10 protein-coding genes are annotated in these 14,366 nt (G+C 51.8%); 6 read left to right on the top strand and 4 right to left on the bottom strand.

Features of this window, described 5'->3' with window-relative positions; all coding sequences use genetic code 11:
• The first annotated feature begins 162 nt into the window (after positions 1-162).
• The 5 genes from DFT_RS20165 to DFT_RS20145 are packed head-to-tail and all read left to right on the top strand — an operon-like array spanning position 163 to position 6,243.
• Positions 163-1,044: a branched-chain amino acid ABC transporter permease gene (locus tag DFT_RS20165; protein WP_054033047.1), complete on the top strand. Its 882-nt coding sequence runs from the start codon at positions 163-165 to the stop codon at positions 1,042-1,044.
• On the top strand, positions 1,044-2,858 hold the full coding sequence (locus DFT_RS20160; protein ID WP_054033046.1) for a branched-chain amino acid ABC transporter ATP-binding protein/permease: 1,815 nt from the start codon (positions 1,044-1,046) through the stop codon (positions 2,856-2,858). The genes DFT_RS20165 and DFT_RS20160 overlap by 1 nt, the downstream gene beginning before the upstream one ends.
• Positions 2,845-3,555, top strand: coding sequence for an ABC transporter ATP-binding protein (locus tag DFT_RS20155; RefSeq protein ID WP_054033045.1), 711 nt, complete (start codon positions 2,845-2,847; stop codon positions 3,553-3,555). Before DFT_RS20160 ends, DFT_RS20155 begins: the two co-directional genes overlap by 14 nt.
• A gap of 13 nt (positions 3,556-3,568) precedes the next feature.
• On the top strand, positions 3,569-4,504 hold the full coding sequence (locus DFT_RS20150; protein ID WP_054033044.1) for an amidohydrolase family protein: 936 nt from the start codon (positions 3,569-3,571) through the stop codon (positions 4,502-4,504).
• Between the two features lie 11 nt (positions 4,505-4,515).
• A complete protein-coding gene (locus DFT_RS20145; RefSeq protein ID WP_083453672.1) occupies positions 4,516-6,243 on the top strand; it encodes an acetolactate synthase catalytic subunit in 1,728 nt (575 codons plus the stop codon).
• 427 nt (positions 6,244-6,670) lie between these two features.
• Here DFT_RS20145 and DFT_RS20140 read toward each other — a convergent pair whose 3' ends face one another.
• Positions 6,671-6,934 carry a hypothetical protein gene (locus DFT_RS20140; RefSeq protein ID WP_152972096.1) on the bottom strand — a complete coding sequence of 88 codons (264 nt, stop codon included), beginning with the start codon at positions 6,932-6,934 and terminating at the stop codon, positions 6,671-6,673.
• A gap of 142 nt (positions 6,935-7,076) precedes the next feature.
• Between DFT_RS20140 and DFT_RS20135 the strand changes: the two genes are divergently transcribed.
• On the top strand, positions 7,077-7,796 hold the full coding sequence (locus DFT_RS20135; protein WP_161807215.1) for a tyrosine-type recombinase/integrase: 720 nt from the start codon (positions 7,077-7,079) through the stop codon (positions 7,794-7,796).
• A gap of 342 nt (positions 7,797-8,138) precedes the next feature.
• Here the strand turns inward: DFT_RS20135 and DFT_RS20130 are convergent, their stop codons facing one another.
• The 3 genes from DFT_RS20130 to DFT_RS20120 form a co-directional block, all read right to left on the bottom strand.
• Positions 8,139-9,308, bottom strand: coding sequence for a Fic family protein (locus DFT_RS20130; RefSeq protein ID WP_011367014.1), 1,170 nt, complete (start codon positions 9,306-9,308; stop codon positions 8,139-8,141).
• 84 nt (positions 9,309-9,392) lie between these two features.
• Complete coding sequence (locus tag DFT_RS26855; RefSeq protein WP_081428179.1) at positions 9,393-9,980, bottom strand: DUF2188 domain-containing protein; 588 nt, start codon at positions 9,978-9,980, stop codon at positions 9,393-9,395.
• Complete coding sequence (locus DFT_RS20120; protein WP_235506315.1) at positions 9,908-14,329, bottom strand: acyl-CoA dehydratase activase; 4,422 nt, start codon at positions 14,327-14,329, stop codon at positions 9,908-9,910. Before DFT_RS20120 ends, DFT_RS26855 begins: the two co-directional genes overlap by 73 nt.
• Positions 14,330-14,366 lie beyond the last annotated feature (37 nt).

The following is a 14,366-nucleotide window of genomic DNA, read 5'->3' as shown; positions in this document are numbered from 1 at the left end:
TATACCAATGGATGCAATAAAAAGCCGCACGCTTTATGAATAAGACGGCCTAATGAAAATAGGTGCACTGGTGCTGGAGAAGACAACTGGTAAGCAGTTGCTTTCTCCAGCCCGCCGCGTAAGCAAGAGTTAGGTTGGACCCTTTCTCAAGGGAGCTACCAAATGGTTTTATTGCAGGTGCTAATCAACGGTTTGTTTTTAGGTGGCGTGTATGCCCTGATAAGCTTGGGTCTTACTCTCATTTTTGGCGTGATCCGGATTATAAATTTCGCCCATGGTGAAATTCTGATGATTTCAATGTACGTCTCTTATTTCTGCTTCACGATTCTGGACCTCAACCCTTATGTGTCAATGATTATCGTTCTGCCGGTCATGTTTATTATTGGAGTGTTTATAGACCAAGTGATCATCCGCCCCATCCGCAATGCCCCCTCCTATATGCAGATCTTCGCCACCGTTGGGCTCTCTGTCGTGCTTATCAATCTTGCCCTGTCATTGTTCACAGGGGATTACCGAAGCATCAATATGGCCTTTTCAAAGGAGGTCCTGCAGGTCGGTTCGATCAGTCTATCCTACGCACGCATGATAGTCTTCGCCGCGGCCATAGGGGTTGCGTGGATTCTGTTTCTTTTTCTGGGTAAAACCGACTTGGGTAAACAAATCCGTGCTATTGCCCAAGACCGTGACGCTGTTCGGCTAATGGGCATCGACCCCAACAAAATCTATCTGGTCACATTTGGCCTCGGTACCGCGCTGGTGGGGCTGGCAGGCAGTCTTATTTTACCTCTATATTATGTATTTCCATCGGTTGGTGCTTATTTCGTTCTATCGGCATTTGTGGTGGTTGTTCTTGGGGGATTGGGCAACATGATGGGCGCCCTGATAGGCGGTATGATCATCGGCATCATCGATTCACTTAGCGGTTACTATATTGACCCAGCGCTGAAGGAGATGGTCTACTTCATTGTTTTTCTGATGGTGTTGATATTTAGACCTTCCGGCCTGATGGGCATGGTCGGTGCCGAAGAGATGGGACTCAAATAATGGTGGCTTCCTGCTTTAAACGCCTGGGCAAGCCCGAAGTCTACTTGCCTTCATTGATTTTTATGACGGTTTTGGCGCTGGTTATTTTTACCCACAACGCATTTTATCTCGACCTGCTCTTCATGATTTTCGTGTTTGCCGGGCTATCAGGGGCGTGGAATATTATTGGTGGATACGCCGGCCAGATATCTTTAGGTCATGCCGCCTTTTATGGTGTGGGCGCATATACAACCGCGGTTCTTTTTGCCAAATTTGGGTTACCACCCATTTTGGGCATTTGGATCAGCATGGCGGCTGCTGCCGTTCTCGCGGTCGTTATCGGTTATCCCTGTTTGCGCCTCAAGGGTCCGTTTTTCACATTAGCCACATTGGCCGTCGCGGAAGTACTTCAATTGTTGGCTGTATACATGCGAGGCCTCACCGAAGGCTCAGAAGGACTGTCCATCCCCTATCAACCCTCCTGGATGAACCTGATATTCGAATCCAAAAATAGTTATGGGATCATGGCGTTTGGATACATGCTATTGGTCTTGGCAATTAGCCTAAGATTGGAACGAACAAAATTGGGATTCCATCTGACCGCTTTAAGAGAAGAAGACCAAGCCGCTGAATCATTGGGCGTCGATACCAGCAAAGCCAAGATCCACGCACTGTTATTGAGTGCTGTATTGACTGCCATGGGAGCGGTGATGGTCTCCCAATATGTCCTTTTTCTTGAACCCCATTCAGATTTTTCCGTCAATCTATCGGTGCAGTTTGCCCTGCTCCCAATGGTGGGCGGATTAGGTAGCGCGGTGGGGCCATTAATCGGGGCTGCTATTCTTATACCACTAGGCAATTTTCTAAGAAGCTGGATCGGAGGAGGCATTCAAGGACTGCATTATATCATCTATGGTTGCATTTTAATTCTGGTGGTCATGTTTATGCCACACGGCATTAAACATCTTCTCCAGAGCAGATATCAGACCCTCCTCTCGTTTCTCCCTCGTTTTGGATCTGGTAGTCCCAACGCAAAAGATATGGTATCTACACACAAGGTTTTTCGTTCAACCGCGGCAACAGCTCAGAACACCACTTCGCATCAAGCCCCGTTGCTGGAAGTTAGAGATCTTGGGAAAAGTTTCGGGGGACTTAAGGTACTCTCAGACATCAGTTTTCTGGTTCATCCAGGTGAAATTGTAGGCATCATTGGACCCAACGGCGCTGGTAAAACTACGCTGTTCAACATACTTTGCGGTATCCATGCCCCTTCATCGGGAATCGTGCATTTCTGCAACACTAATATTGCACGGATTGGTAAGGTACACCAAATATGTAAGCACGGCATGGGCAGAACCTACCAGATCGTGAAGCCCTTCGGCAGCATGAGCGTATTGGATAATGTAATCGTAGGCGCTTTCTGTCACGAAAGCACTTATGCCAATGCTCGCGCAGTGGCCTTGCAAGCCTTGGATCTGGGTGGATTGATAGAGAAAATGGATCAGCCGGCAAGTTCGCTGACATTGCCCAACATGAAACGTTTGGAAGTGGCGCGTGCTCTGGCCACCCGACCGCGGTTGTTGCTGCTTGATGAAGTCATGGCTGGCCTCAATTCGACTGAAATTGAAGAGGCGATCCAGCTCGTCAGGCAAATACGAGACGCCGGGATTACCGTCATGGTAGTCGAGCACGTAATGCGTGCAATCATGTCCGTATCGGAGCGCATCCTGGTGATTGCCCAGGGAGAAAAAATTATGGAAGGGCGACCGGACGAGGTGATTGCTGATTCAAGGGTCGTCAAGGCGTATCTGGGGGAAGGCTTTGAGCTTACTTGAAATCAATCAGCTGTCAGTCAAATACGGAGATGTCGCCGCTCTCACCGATATCTCCTTGACCATTGAACACGGCGCAATCATTTCCCTGGTGGGTTCCAACGGGTCTGGCAAATCCACGCTGATCAACGCTCTTTCCGGTTTGGTTCCCACCCATGCAGGCAATGTTAACTTTAAAGGGAGCCCCATCGCACACATTCCGGCCCACAAGCGGGTCGTAATGGGATTGGTCCAGGTGCCCGAAAACCGACGCTTGTTTCCCCATATGACCGTTCTTGAAAATCTCGAAATGGGTGCTATGCATCCTCGCGTCAAAACCAAACGCAAGGAAAACATCGATAAAGTACTCCATCTATTTCCTGCTCTTGCAGAGCGCACAATGCAAACGGCAGGCACCCTCAGCGGTGGTGAACAACGCATGGTGGCCATTGGCAGGGGGCTCATGTCCGATCCAGAACTGCTCATGTTGGATGAGCCTTCCATCGGTCTGGCACCAATCATTGTGAAAGATATTTTTAATACTATCGTCCGTATCAATGAGCTGGGCACCACCATTCTCTTGGTGGAGCAGGATATCCACGTCTCTTTGAAGATTTCCTCCTATAGCTATGTCTTGGAAAATGGTGCCATGGTCCTTTCAGGGCCAAGTGCTGAAATATTGGCTAGCGAGCAGGTAAAAAAAGCCTATCTGGGGATGTAAAAAGGAGCGACGCATGGTTATTGATTTTCACGCCCATCTTTTTAATCGTGATTGGTTGCCGGAAAAATTCTGGAGTGATCTTACAGCGCGTGCGGTAGCGGTTCGACGGCGCAGCGGTCAGCCCGCCGACCGTGAGGAAATTGCCGGAAACCTATCTAAGGTATTCTCGGACCCACATGGAGATGTTCTGACTGCCGAAATGCAAAACGCAGGTATTGATTACACGATTATCATGCCTCTTGATTTGGGGCTTGAGCTTGGCGAATGCCCAGTGGACATCGAAGAAAAAAATCGCCTGATCGCGGAGATTACCCGGCACCACGCGGGTGTCATCGGAGCATTTTTCGGTATCGACCCCCGTCGAAAGGACGGTGTGGAATTATTTGAAAAGGCCGTACGTCAATGGGGGATGAAAGGTCTTAAATTGGACCCTGCGGCAGGCTACTATCCCAATGACCGCATCGTATACCCCTTTTATGAGAAAGCATGTGAATTGGGGGTACCGGTACTGTGTCACACGGGTGCAGCCATTCCACCGTTTCGTAATAAATACTGTGACCCCATTTATTTGGATGATGTAACACTAGACTTTCCTGATTTGAATGTGGTGGCAGCTCACATGGGTTTCGGTTGGTGGCAACAGACAGCTTTCCTAATCAGTAAGAAAACCAATCTGTGGTCCGATATATCCGGTTGGCAGACGGTCGCCTCAAGGGATTACGGCCTGTTTTGTCGTTACCTCAGGGATTTTCTAACCATCGCCGGTTCGGACAACGTGCTGTTTGCCACCGATGGCCCGGCTTTCCGTCTCTATGGGTTGAACAATCGGCAATGGGTAGATCTTATTCAGAATCTTCCGGAAAAAGCCCCGCCGGGAATCACCTTCACCACCGCAGAGATCGATGCGATTTTGTCGAAAAATGCTATGCGCCTGATTGGCAAGGTATAAGGAGGCAACCCATGAAGCAACGAATGATACGTGAGCCATTGGAATTTTCAGGGACAGTAGCCGATGTTCTGGCCAAGGGCCTCTTGCGTCACGGTGTGTCGGTAGTATTCGGCCAGAGCTTGCCGACAGCACTTCACCTGGCTGCTAGACACTATGGCATCAGACAGGCATGGTACCGCACCGAAAACGCCGGCGGTGCAATGGCTGATGGATTTGCTCGCATTTCTCACCGGGTGGGGGTAGTTACCGCACAGAATGGACCTGCAGCCACTTTGCTGGTACCGCCCTTGGGTGAAGCCCTGAAATCATCAATACCCGTCGTAGCCCTAATTCAGGACGTGGCCTTGACTCAAACCGATCGCAACGCTTTTCAGGAGTTTGACCATTTGAATATGTTCAGTGCCTGCTCCAAGTGGGTTCGACGGTTGGACCAAGCTTCACGAGCAGACGATTATCTGGACATGGCGTTTCGTGCAGCGGCGAGCGGTCGACCAGGCCCTGCAGTGCTACTACTGCCGGCCGATTTGCTGATCACTCAAAGTCAGACAGGGCTTGTACAGCGACGCTTGAACCTCGGTCATTATCCTTTGACGCGAAGCATGCCGAAACGATCGGAAATTGAGAAAGCTGCCGATCTGATTATCGAAGCCGATCATCCCTTTGTTATCGCCGGCGGTGGAGTTCACACATCCGATGCGTGTAAAGAGTTGGCCCTTCTCCAAGAGGCAGCAGCACTGCCCATTGCAACCACTGTCATGGGTAAAGGCTGCGTTGATGATGCTCATCCATTAAGTGTGGGGGTTGTTGGCTATTTTATGGGAACTGGTAGTGCTACCAAGTTCCAGCGAGATCTGTTGACCCAGGCTGATCTTGTGGTTTTGGTGGGTAACCGCACGAGCCAGAACGACACTGATAGTTGGTCCCTTTATCCTACTCAATCCCGTTACATCCACATCGACGTCGATCCCATGGAAATTGGGCGTAATTACGAAGCACTGCCACTCCTGGGCGATGCCAAACTGATCCTGCAAGAACTATTTGAAATTTTAAAAAACAGAGATTTGTCCAAACGTCAAAACACTCGAGCCGATTTCGAACGCCGTATCGAGCAGGGAAAGGCGGCACACCAAAAGGAACTAGAACAGCTTGCCTTTTCTTCTAAAACCCCCATACGACCTGAGTACGTCATGGCCGAAATTGACCTCCAGCTCAACCCTGGAACAATAGTGGTTGCCGATGCCAGTTACGCCTCCATCTGGGTTGCAAACTACCTGAGAAGCCGTCGACCCGGCATGCGCTTTTTGACACCTCGAGGCCTTGCAGGCATCGGCTGGGGGCTTCCAATGGCAATCGGCGCCAAAGTCGCTGAACCAGATACGCCTGTAATTTGTATTGCCGGTGATGGAGGCTTTGGCCATAGTTGGGCGGAGATGGAAGCGGCCAGACGCATGAATCTCGATTTAACCTTGGTTATTCTTAACAACAGTATTCTCGGATATCAAAAACATGCTGAGGATGTAAAATTTGGTAATCATACGGATGCCGTCGACATGGGGGCGGTCGATCATGCTAAAATCTCTGAAGCATGCGGATGTAAAGGCATCCGGGTACACACGCCGGACCAAATCTCGCCAGTGCTGAGGAATGCCATGCAAGAAAAAGGCTTGGTGCTTATTGATATCCTAATAGACCCTGAAGCCCATCCACCGATAACCAGCTTCGAACCGGTCGGGGATTAAACTTCAGTACCATTCACCTCAGCCGGGCCTCCATGTGGGCCAATTTCCATTTTGCCAATGATCATCTGCAGGATGGTGGTGCGGAGAGCCCAGCAGGCGAGAGCGGTTTGCAGTGGCGACACTCAATAGGTCATCAATGCATTTTATATTTCCCGCTGATAACGAAATACCCCTTTTATGGGTTGAAGCCGATATACCTTCCTTTGATACGTAGCCGATATAATCAGACACAGCCCGCCGGCGAGGAGTTATCCTGTTTTATGACCGCCTGAGAAGCTGAATATTGAACGATCTTGATTCGGGCCATATAACGGTATTGCTTTTTGGCCCTTGTTTTTGAAAATTGTGCATCATCTTTTTCAATAGAAATGAACGGTCGATGAAGAGGGCAGGGTAGCCCACCTCATCGACCATCATCGCCACCAGATCACGCGTGTTCTTGAACCTGCGGGACAAGCCCATCAAGGTGTTGAAGCAGTAGCTCAGCACTCTTGACTGGAATATAATAGAGGTTCTCTTGCATCACCCTCTTGCGCGGAAGGGTGCTGTGACCGTTATAATCTCTTTTCACCGGAGTGATGATGGCCAGCTGGCTTTGATAGCTGTGAACGCCGTCCCGGGTTTTACTATCTTCAACTGAAATCCTAAATTTGGCCAGCTTTTCCATCTCCTCGTTGATTTTGGTGACCATGGCCCATCTTTTTTCTCCATAGGATTTAACCTGCCTGTCCCGAAGCAGTTGCATGGCCGTCACGCTGGTCTTAAGCGAAAGCGTGTTCTATAAGGATCTGCCGGTGAGGATAAAACTACCTGGCAGTAGATCGGTGTTCAAAATGGCCTTAAAAGCCGGGTACATCGAAAAGGATCCCATGTCGCTGATCAGCAATTTAAAGACCCAGAAGCCGGAGATCATGCCCCTGTCGATGGAAGAGGTGAGGCTCTTTTTGGACACGGTGACGCCCCGGTATCGGGACTTTTTCACGATCGCGTTTTTCACGGGAATGCGTTTCGGTGAGATGGCCGCTTTGAAATGGCGCAACGTGGATTTTAAGCTGGGTGTGGTTAGGGTACGGGAAACATTGGTAGACGGCGAAGAGGGCCGGCCCAAGACACCGAGTTCGGTCAGGGACATCAAGATGCTGCCGCCGGTCATCGAAGCCTTTCGTAACCAACGCAAGGTGACGATGGGTAAAACCGATTATGTATTTTTGAACTATTACGGCCGCACCTTGTTCCACCACTCGGTGAACATCCACACCTGGAAGCCCGCGCTTAAGAAATGTGGTCTTGCCGAGCGTCCCTTGTACCAGACGCGGCACACTTTCGCCACGCTGATGCTCGATGCGGGGGAACAGCCGGGCTGGGTGGCCAGGATGATGGGTCACTCCAATCTGAAGATGATCCATGAGCGTTATTATAGTTACATCAAAAACTACCAGCGTGACGATGGGGCGGCTTTCATGGCAAATGTGTACGCATCAGGAGACGCTCCTGAGACGCAAAAAATTGAACCCTTCGATGGGGTCCAGAAGGTGGTCGGCGTTCAAAACTGATCCCAAAGTGATCCCATTGGGGTAGGTCAATTTGAACCAGCTATATAACTATCTGTAATTTAAGGTTTCTTGGACGCAAAAATGGTGGAGGGAACGCCGACCTACCGCAAAACAGTCTCAAAGCCCGCGCTCCTCGTAACGCCTTGATAATATGCGCCGAAGTCATCTCACACAACCATTTTCCGCCAACCAGACCAGAGAAACGATTTTCTACCCTGATTTCCCGGCACCGGACGAGGGTGACGGGTTTGCAGTAAAAACGGATACCTGGCGTCGAGCCGCAACAACTTCGAATCCGGTTTTCGGACGCCGGTTCGGTTCCCATAACCGAATCGAATTGACCTACCTGCCCGGCAGTTCCGTGCCGCGACTCATGATCTCGATATAGCCCGCATAGCTGAACAGGCGGTTGCGTTTCTGGGCGGTCAACTCCTTGACGATGCCGAGCTGCTCCAGATGACCGAGCGCCTTGTTGACGGTCGTTGGGGTGATGCCGGTTTTCTCCACCAGCGAGCCTGAGGTGGCGATGGGATGCTCCATCAGCGCCCGGTGAATCTGCAGCGTGGATGCAGCCGCCCGGCCGAGACCGCTGATCTTGTCGCGGTCCTGGTTCGAAAGGTCGAGAAGTTGCTGCGCCGTTTCCACCGCCTGGGTGGCGGTGACGATCACCGCCTCGGAGAAGAAGTCGAGCCAGGCTTCCCAGTCACCTGTCATACGCACGTTGTTGAGCAGCTCGTAGTAGTACTGGCGATGTGTTTTGAAATAGAGGCTGAGGTAGAGCATCGGCTCCCGCAGCACCTTCTGCTCGCACAAAAGCAGCGCAATCAGCAGACGACCGAGACGGCCGTTACCGTCCAGAAACGGGTGGATCGTCTCGAACTGCACATGGGCCAGCGCCGCCTTGAGCAGCACCGGGGTCGGCTCCGGCTGGTCATGGAGGAAGAGCTCCAGCTTGCTCATGCACTCCAGTACCTCTTCGGCCGGAGGCGGAACGAAAGCCGCATTGCCCGGCCGGGTGCCGCCGATCCAGTTCTGGCTGCGACGAAACTCCCCCGGGGTCTGATTGCTGCCACGCCCCTTGGTCAGCAGCACACCATGAATCTCGCGGAACAGCCGCAGCGACAGTGGCAGCCCCTCCTCCAGCAGGCGCAGACCATGGTCAAGGGCCGCAACATAGTTGCTGACCTCCCGCACGTCATCCAGCGGCACGCCGGGTTCCTGATCCAGCTCGAACAGCAGCAGGTCGGACAGCGACGACTGGGTTCCCTCAATCATGGAAGAAAGCACCGCTTCCTTGCGAACATACATGTAGAGGAACAGCGAGGTGTCCGGCAGCGGGGTCGAAACGCTATCCAGCCGCCCGAGCGCGAGCAACGCCTGGTCGAACTTGCTGCGCAGCTCCGGCGTCCAGTCGATGGGTGGACGTGGCGGCAGCGGCGCGGGCACGAAGGCCTGGGCCTTCTCACCCACCGTCGATATGGTCACGTATCTGCCTTGGAGTTCTCGCTTCATCCTGCCTGCCTCGAACCTAAAATAAGATTCGTCTTTATTTTATTTTAACCGAACATCCTAAAATAAAGGGCCGGTAAGGAAAAATCAAGCGGATTTCCTGAACGGCCACTTCGATTTCCTCAGACGAGCGTTCGACGTCGCAACGCATTTGCTAAAGGGCAATTTCGTTCCGTTCGGCATAGACGACAGCCTTGGCCTGGTCGCTGTGGCCATGCCGCTCAAGGAACGCATCAAAACGGCCCTGCATGGGGCGATAGTAATTCTCAAGCCAGCAATGCACTGGCAGTACAAAGTAGGTCTCGGGGCTGTAGCTATCCCTCTCGAAGAGCCAGATTTTCGCTGAAGCGATATCGATCTCCGGGTACTCCGTCTGCCAATGGGACTGGAGCTCCGCCGCTCGTGTGGAGCAAAGCCAGGTGATCTCGGAAAAGATGAGCTTTCCACGTTCTGGATCTTTCCATCCTTGCCGTGGATGTAGAACTCGGTGCCTTGATTCTGGCTGATCTTGCGCCCGGCATCGACGGCATCCTGCTTCTCGTTTGACGAGCGGAGGGTTATGCCCTCTGCCTTCTGACCGTCAAATTCAGCAATGCTGCAGGTTACATGCCGACCCAGCGCTTCATCTGCCGCGTCTTCTCCCACAGTCCCAGGTTGGACGCCCAGGCCCTCCATTTTTCGACCTCCAAAGACGTGTAGGCGTTGAAAGAATCCAGTTCGCGCGGCCATGCATCGGGAATGGCAAATCTTCGAGCGGTCTTCTGCGCCGGCTGTGTTCCCACCTCGCGGTCCACCTCTTCCCGTGCGGCTGTCACCATAAAATGGAGGCGGTTCATCATGTTGACCTCGCTTGCCCCTGCATCCATGTCCAGTGAAAGTAGGTTCAGATGAGGAAACATCTCCCTGAGTTTGTTTTCCATGCCCCGCCCGGTGATGTGGTTGGCAATGCAGCCGAAGGGCTGGAGACAGACGATGTTGTCGATTCCTTCATTGAGCATGGCGATCATTTCAGCCGTAAGAAGCCATCCTTCGCCAAACTGATTGGCCAAACTGACTACCTCGCCGGTTATCGCCGCCAGTTTTCTTAAGTCATGAGCCTTTCTGTAAAAACGAAATCCCTGCATAATCCGCTCGATTTGGCCGACATGGTAATTTGAGTATATCTCCAGCAGCCTGTACTTGATACGATCCGCCAAAGAACGTTTAAAAAAGGCCTTTTGGTCGTAGGTCTCATTGATAAAGCGCTGGGCGAAAAAATTCTGTATAGGAGGAAGAACCACTTCCACCCCCTGGCCGGACAGCCAGTCGATGATATTTCCGTTGGAGAAGAAGTTATATTTAACGAAGATTTCTCCAACGATCCCGACTCTTGGGACAGTCTTGTCGTTGATCTCAACCCGGTTGAAGTCCGCCACGGCCCTTTTCAGAAGATTGAGAAGATAATAATAATCTGCATTCTCGATACCTGTTTCCATTTCAAAGAGATATTTTTCATGCAGGTTCTTGGATGTCCCGGGCACCTTTTCCCTGACCATTGTTGATAAATACATCCTGGCCAGGGGATCGGCGAAAATAATTCCCAAGCCCATCCGTTTTATCAGCCCCATTTTATCTATTTTAAACCACGGTTGTGCATTGATTTCCTCATTGGATATAGCGATTATCGGAACCTCATCCAGGCCGGCGGCGGCCAGTGCTTTTTTGATAAGCGACACGTAAGAGGATGCCCGGCATTGACCGCCGGTTTGGGTCATGACGACAGCGGTTTTTTCAGGATCGTACCTGCCTGATTGAAATGCCTTGATAATGTCGCCGGCTACCAGGACAGAGGGGTAGCACATATCGTTGTTGATGGTTTTAAGTCCCCATTCAACCGACTCCCTGTCCTGGGGCGGAAGGACTTCAACCCGGTGACCGAAGGGCCTGAAAGCCGACGGGACCAGCGGTGAATAGAAGGGTGAAAAATAGGGGGCGATCAGGGTTCTCTTTCCGGACTTGCCCACAACCGCCCGGCCCGTTTGCATTGTGCCGCCCCCTACGGCTCTCGTTTTGCCGTTCTTTTCCTTCACCGCTTCCAGCATGGAGCGCAGTCTGATCCTGACGGCGCCCACGTTGACGATTTCATCCATTTTGATCAAGGTATGAATCTTCCCGCCATGGCGCAGAATTTCTTTGACCTCATCGGCCGAAATCGCATCCGGCCCACAGCCGAAAGAGGTCAACTGAACCATTTGGGCATTCGCCGTGTTTGTTACCCACCTTGCCGCTGCGTACAGCCTGTTGGCATAGCTCCACTGGGTCAGGACATTGACATCTTCCAGAGCGACGGTATCTGCATTCAGGGGAAGCGCGGTTTCACTGACGACGTCCACGCCGAGTTCCGTCAATACATCCGGAACACCGTGGTTGACAAGCGGGTCTGCATGGTAGGGTCGGCCGCAGAGGACAACGGTTGTCCGTCTCTCGGCCTCCGACCTGACCAGCAGCGTTTTCGCCATGGACCTGAGTTCCGTCTTGTAATTCGATTGCGCCTTGACGCCCTTTTCAACCCCTTCCGATATCGTGCGGTAATTGATTCCAAACCGCCTGAAGAACAGATAAAGCTGATCTTTCAGCAAACCGAAATCCTTAAAGCTGACAGATGGATTGTCCAGGGGGATTTTGAATTTTTTCTCTGGATTGACAGCACTCTTCAATAGATCGGGATATCCGGTAACCACCGGGCAATTATAACTGTTTAAGGCATCTGCGTATTCTTCTTCCTCATAGACGACGGTCGGATAGAACAGCCTGTCGATGTCTTTCCCGGCAAGATCGAAAATATGCCCATGGGCAAGTTTGGCGGGGAAACAGATGTTTTCCGACATGACAGTGGAAGACCCCTTTTCATATAATTGGAAATTGGACTCGGACGAGAGAACCACCCTGAAGCCGCATGTGGTCAAAAAGGCGCACCAAAAGGGAAAGTTTTCATACATGTTCAGGCAGCGGGGGATACCGTAGGTGAAAATCGGTTCGCCTTCGGGTTCCGTGTTTCGCTCAAACAGGAGCCTTATCTGATCATCAATCAGGTTCCTTCCTTTGCGTTGAGCATCCGGATTGTTGCTGAAGCGCCGCTCGCATCGGTTCCCTGTATAAAAATGGTTTCCGTTGCTGAAAGTCAGCTTCAAAACCCTGCACTGGTTTTCACATCCCCGGCAGCGGATTTCCTTTTTTGAAAAACCACTTCCCATCACCAATTTCTCAAAAACCAGGTCGTCGGTCTCCCGTCCCGGCCGATCCGGACCTTTCAGCGCTTCTTGCTGCGGAGCAACGGCCGCCACAACATGCGCACGATGATTGGCAAGGGCTGTCAGGGCCGCACCGTAGGCTCCCATCAGCTCGGAAATATCCGGTCTCATAACCTCCTTGTTCAGAAGCACCTCCAAGGCGCGTAATACGGCTGGATTTCGAAATGTTCCGCCCTGAACTACGATTTTGTCCCCCAGGACATCGACGTCCTTCAGCTTCAGCACTTTGTACAGAGCATTTTTGATAACCGAATACGCCAAACCTGCCGAAATGTCGCCGACCGTCGCCCCTTCCCGAAGGGCCTGCTTCACTTTGGAGTTCATGAAGATGGTGCAGCGGGTTCCCAGATCAAAAGGTGATTTGCTATCGCATGCAATCTCTGCGAATTCCTGGACACTATACCCTAGCGAACGGGCAAACGTCTCAATAAAGGAACCACATCCCGATGAGCAGGCCTCATTGATCTGAATTTCAGCCACGGCGTTGTCATGAATATAGATCGCCTTCATGTCCTGCCCGCCGATATCCAGAATAAAGGATACATCCGGCTCAAAGCGCCGCGCCGCCCGGTAATGCGCCATGGTCTCAACCAGGCCGTCGTCCAACCCGAAGGCGGTTCTTATGAGACTTTCACCATAGCCGGTGGCCGCCGTTCTGGTGATCCGCGGGGCAAAGCCGGCAGAAACAAACTTTTTTCTGAATTCAGCCAGTCCCTTTTTTACCGCCTGGATGGGATCGCCGTTGTTGGGGCCGTAATAGCTCAGAACCAGTTTGCCTTTCTCATCGACAAGGACGATCTTGGTGGTGGTTGACCCCGAATCCACACCTAAAAAAAGATCTTTTCCTTTTGCCTCAGGCAGGTCAATCCTGGGAACCAAATTTCGCTCATGCCTTTTTTGCCATATTTCAAATTCGTAATTGCTTGCAAACAGGGGGGGCAGCCTTTTGGTGCCGCTGTTGGTTGCACGGCTGACACCTCTCTCGGACATGGATAAAAAATTGCTGATCCGGCCCCGACATGGTTTGCCATTGCGCACCATGGCCGCTCCCATGGCGGGAAGCAGTTCCGGATGATCCGGAAGTACCAGGTCATCCGGATGCTCAATGCCGAGCAGATTTGCAAAGGCTTTCCGCAGGATTGGATAAAATGTCAGCGGCCCGCCTCCGATCAGTATTTTTCTTTCCATCTCCCGTCCACGGGACAAGGCGGTTATCACCTGAAGGGCGACCGAATGAAATATGGAAGCCGCCACATCTTCCCTGGATACATGGCGGCTCAGCAGGGCCTGGATGTCGGTTTTGGCGAAAACGCCGCACCGCGACGCAATCGGATAAATATTCGTGGCTTTTCCGGCCAGAACGTTCAGTTCCGCTACATCAACACCCAGGAGAACCGCCATTTGATCGATAAAAGCACCGGTCCCGCCGGCGCAACTTCCGTTCATCCGGATATCGGGGCGGCCACTGCCGTCAAAGAATATTATTTTGGAGTCTTCTCCGCCGATTTCGATAAATGTCCTGGCTTCGGGGAAAAACTTTTCGATGACGTGCGCGGAGGCCACCACTTCCTGCACGAACGGCAGGCCGAAGAATTCGGCCGCACCCATCCCCGCCGATCCGGTAACCGCCAAATCAAGCTCCACGTCGCCAAGTTTCTCAAGGGCGTCATTGAAAATACGCCGTGTTGTTTCCACTGTTTTGCCCTGATGACGACAGTAGCGGAAAAATACCATGCCACCCTCTTTATCCAGGATAACCGCCTTGGCTGTA

This window comes from Desulfatitalea tepidiphila, assembly GCF_001293685.1.
In the GTDB taxonomy this organism is placed as follows: domain Bacteria; phylum Desulfobacterota; class Desulfobacteria; order Desulfobacterales; family Desulfosarcinaceae; genus Desulfatitalea; species Desulfatitalea tepidiphila.
The sequence above is the reverse complement of the archived record's forward strand: the minus strand, read 5'-3'. Positions and strand labels throughout refer to the sequence as shown.

What these genes read in the sequence shown, in the direction of transcription:
- DFT_RS20150 (WP_054033044.1), top strand. Translation starts at nt 3,569, where the DNA reads ATGGTTATTGATTTTCACGCCCATCTTTTTAATCGTGATTGGTTGCCG.
- DFT_RS20120 (WP_235506315.1), bottom strand. Translation starts at nt 14,329, where the DNA reads ATGGTATTTTTCCGCTACTGTCGTCATCAGGGCAAAACAGTGGAAACA.
- DFT_RS20140 (WP_152972096.1), bottom strand. Translation starts at nt 6,934, where the DNA reads ATGGTCACCAAAATCAACGAGGAGATGGAAAAGCTGGCCAAATTTAGG.
- DFT_RS20165 (WP_054033047.1), top strand. Translation starts at nt 163, where the DNA reads ATGGTTTTATTGCAGGTGCTAATCAACGGTTTGTTTTTAGGTGGCGTG.
- DFT_RS20130 (WP_011367014.1), bottom strand. Translation starts at nt 9,308, where the DNA reads ATGAAGCGAGAACTCCAAGGCAGATACGTGACCATATCGACGGTGGGT.
- DFT_RS20145 (WP_083453672.1), top strand. Translation starts at nt 4,516, where the DNA reads ATGAAGCAACGAATGATACGTGAGCCATTGGAATTTTCAGGGACAGTA.
- DFT_RS26855 (WP_081428179.1), bottom strand. Translation starts at nt 9,980, where the DNA reads ATGGAGGGCCTGGGCGTCCAACCTGGGACTGTGGGAGAAGACGCGGCA.
- DFT_RS20135 (WP_161807215.1), top strand. Translation starts at nt 7,077, where the DNA reads ATGGCCTTAAAAGCCGGGTACATCGAAAAGGATCCCATGTCGCTGATC.
- DFT_RS20160 (WP_054033046.1), top strand. Translation starts at nt 1,044, where the DNA reads ATGGTGGCTTCCTGCTTTAAACGCCTGGGCAAGCCCGAAGTCTACTTG.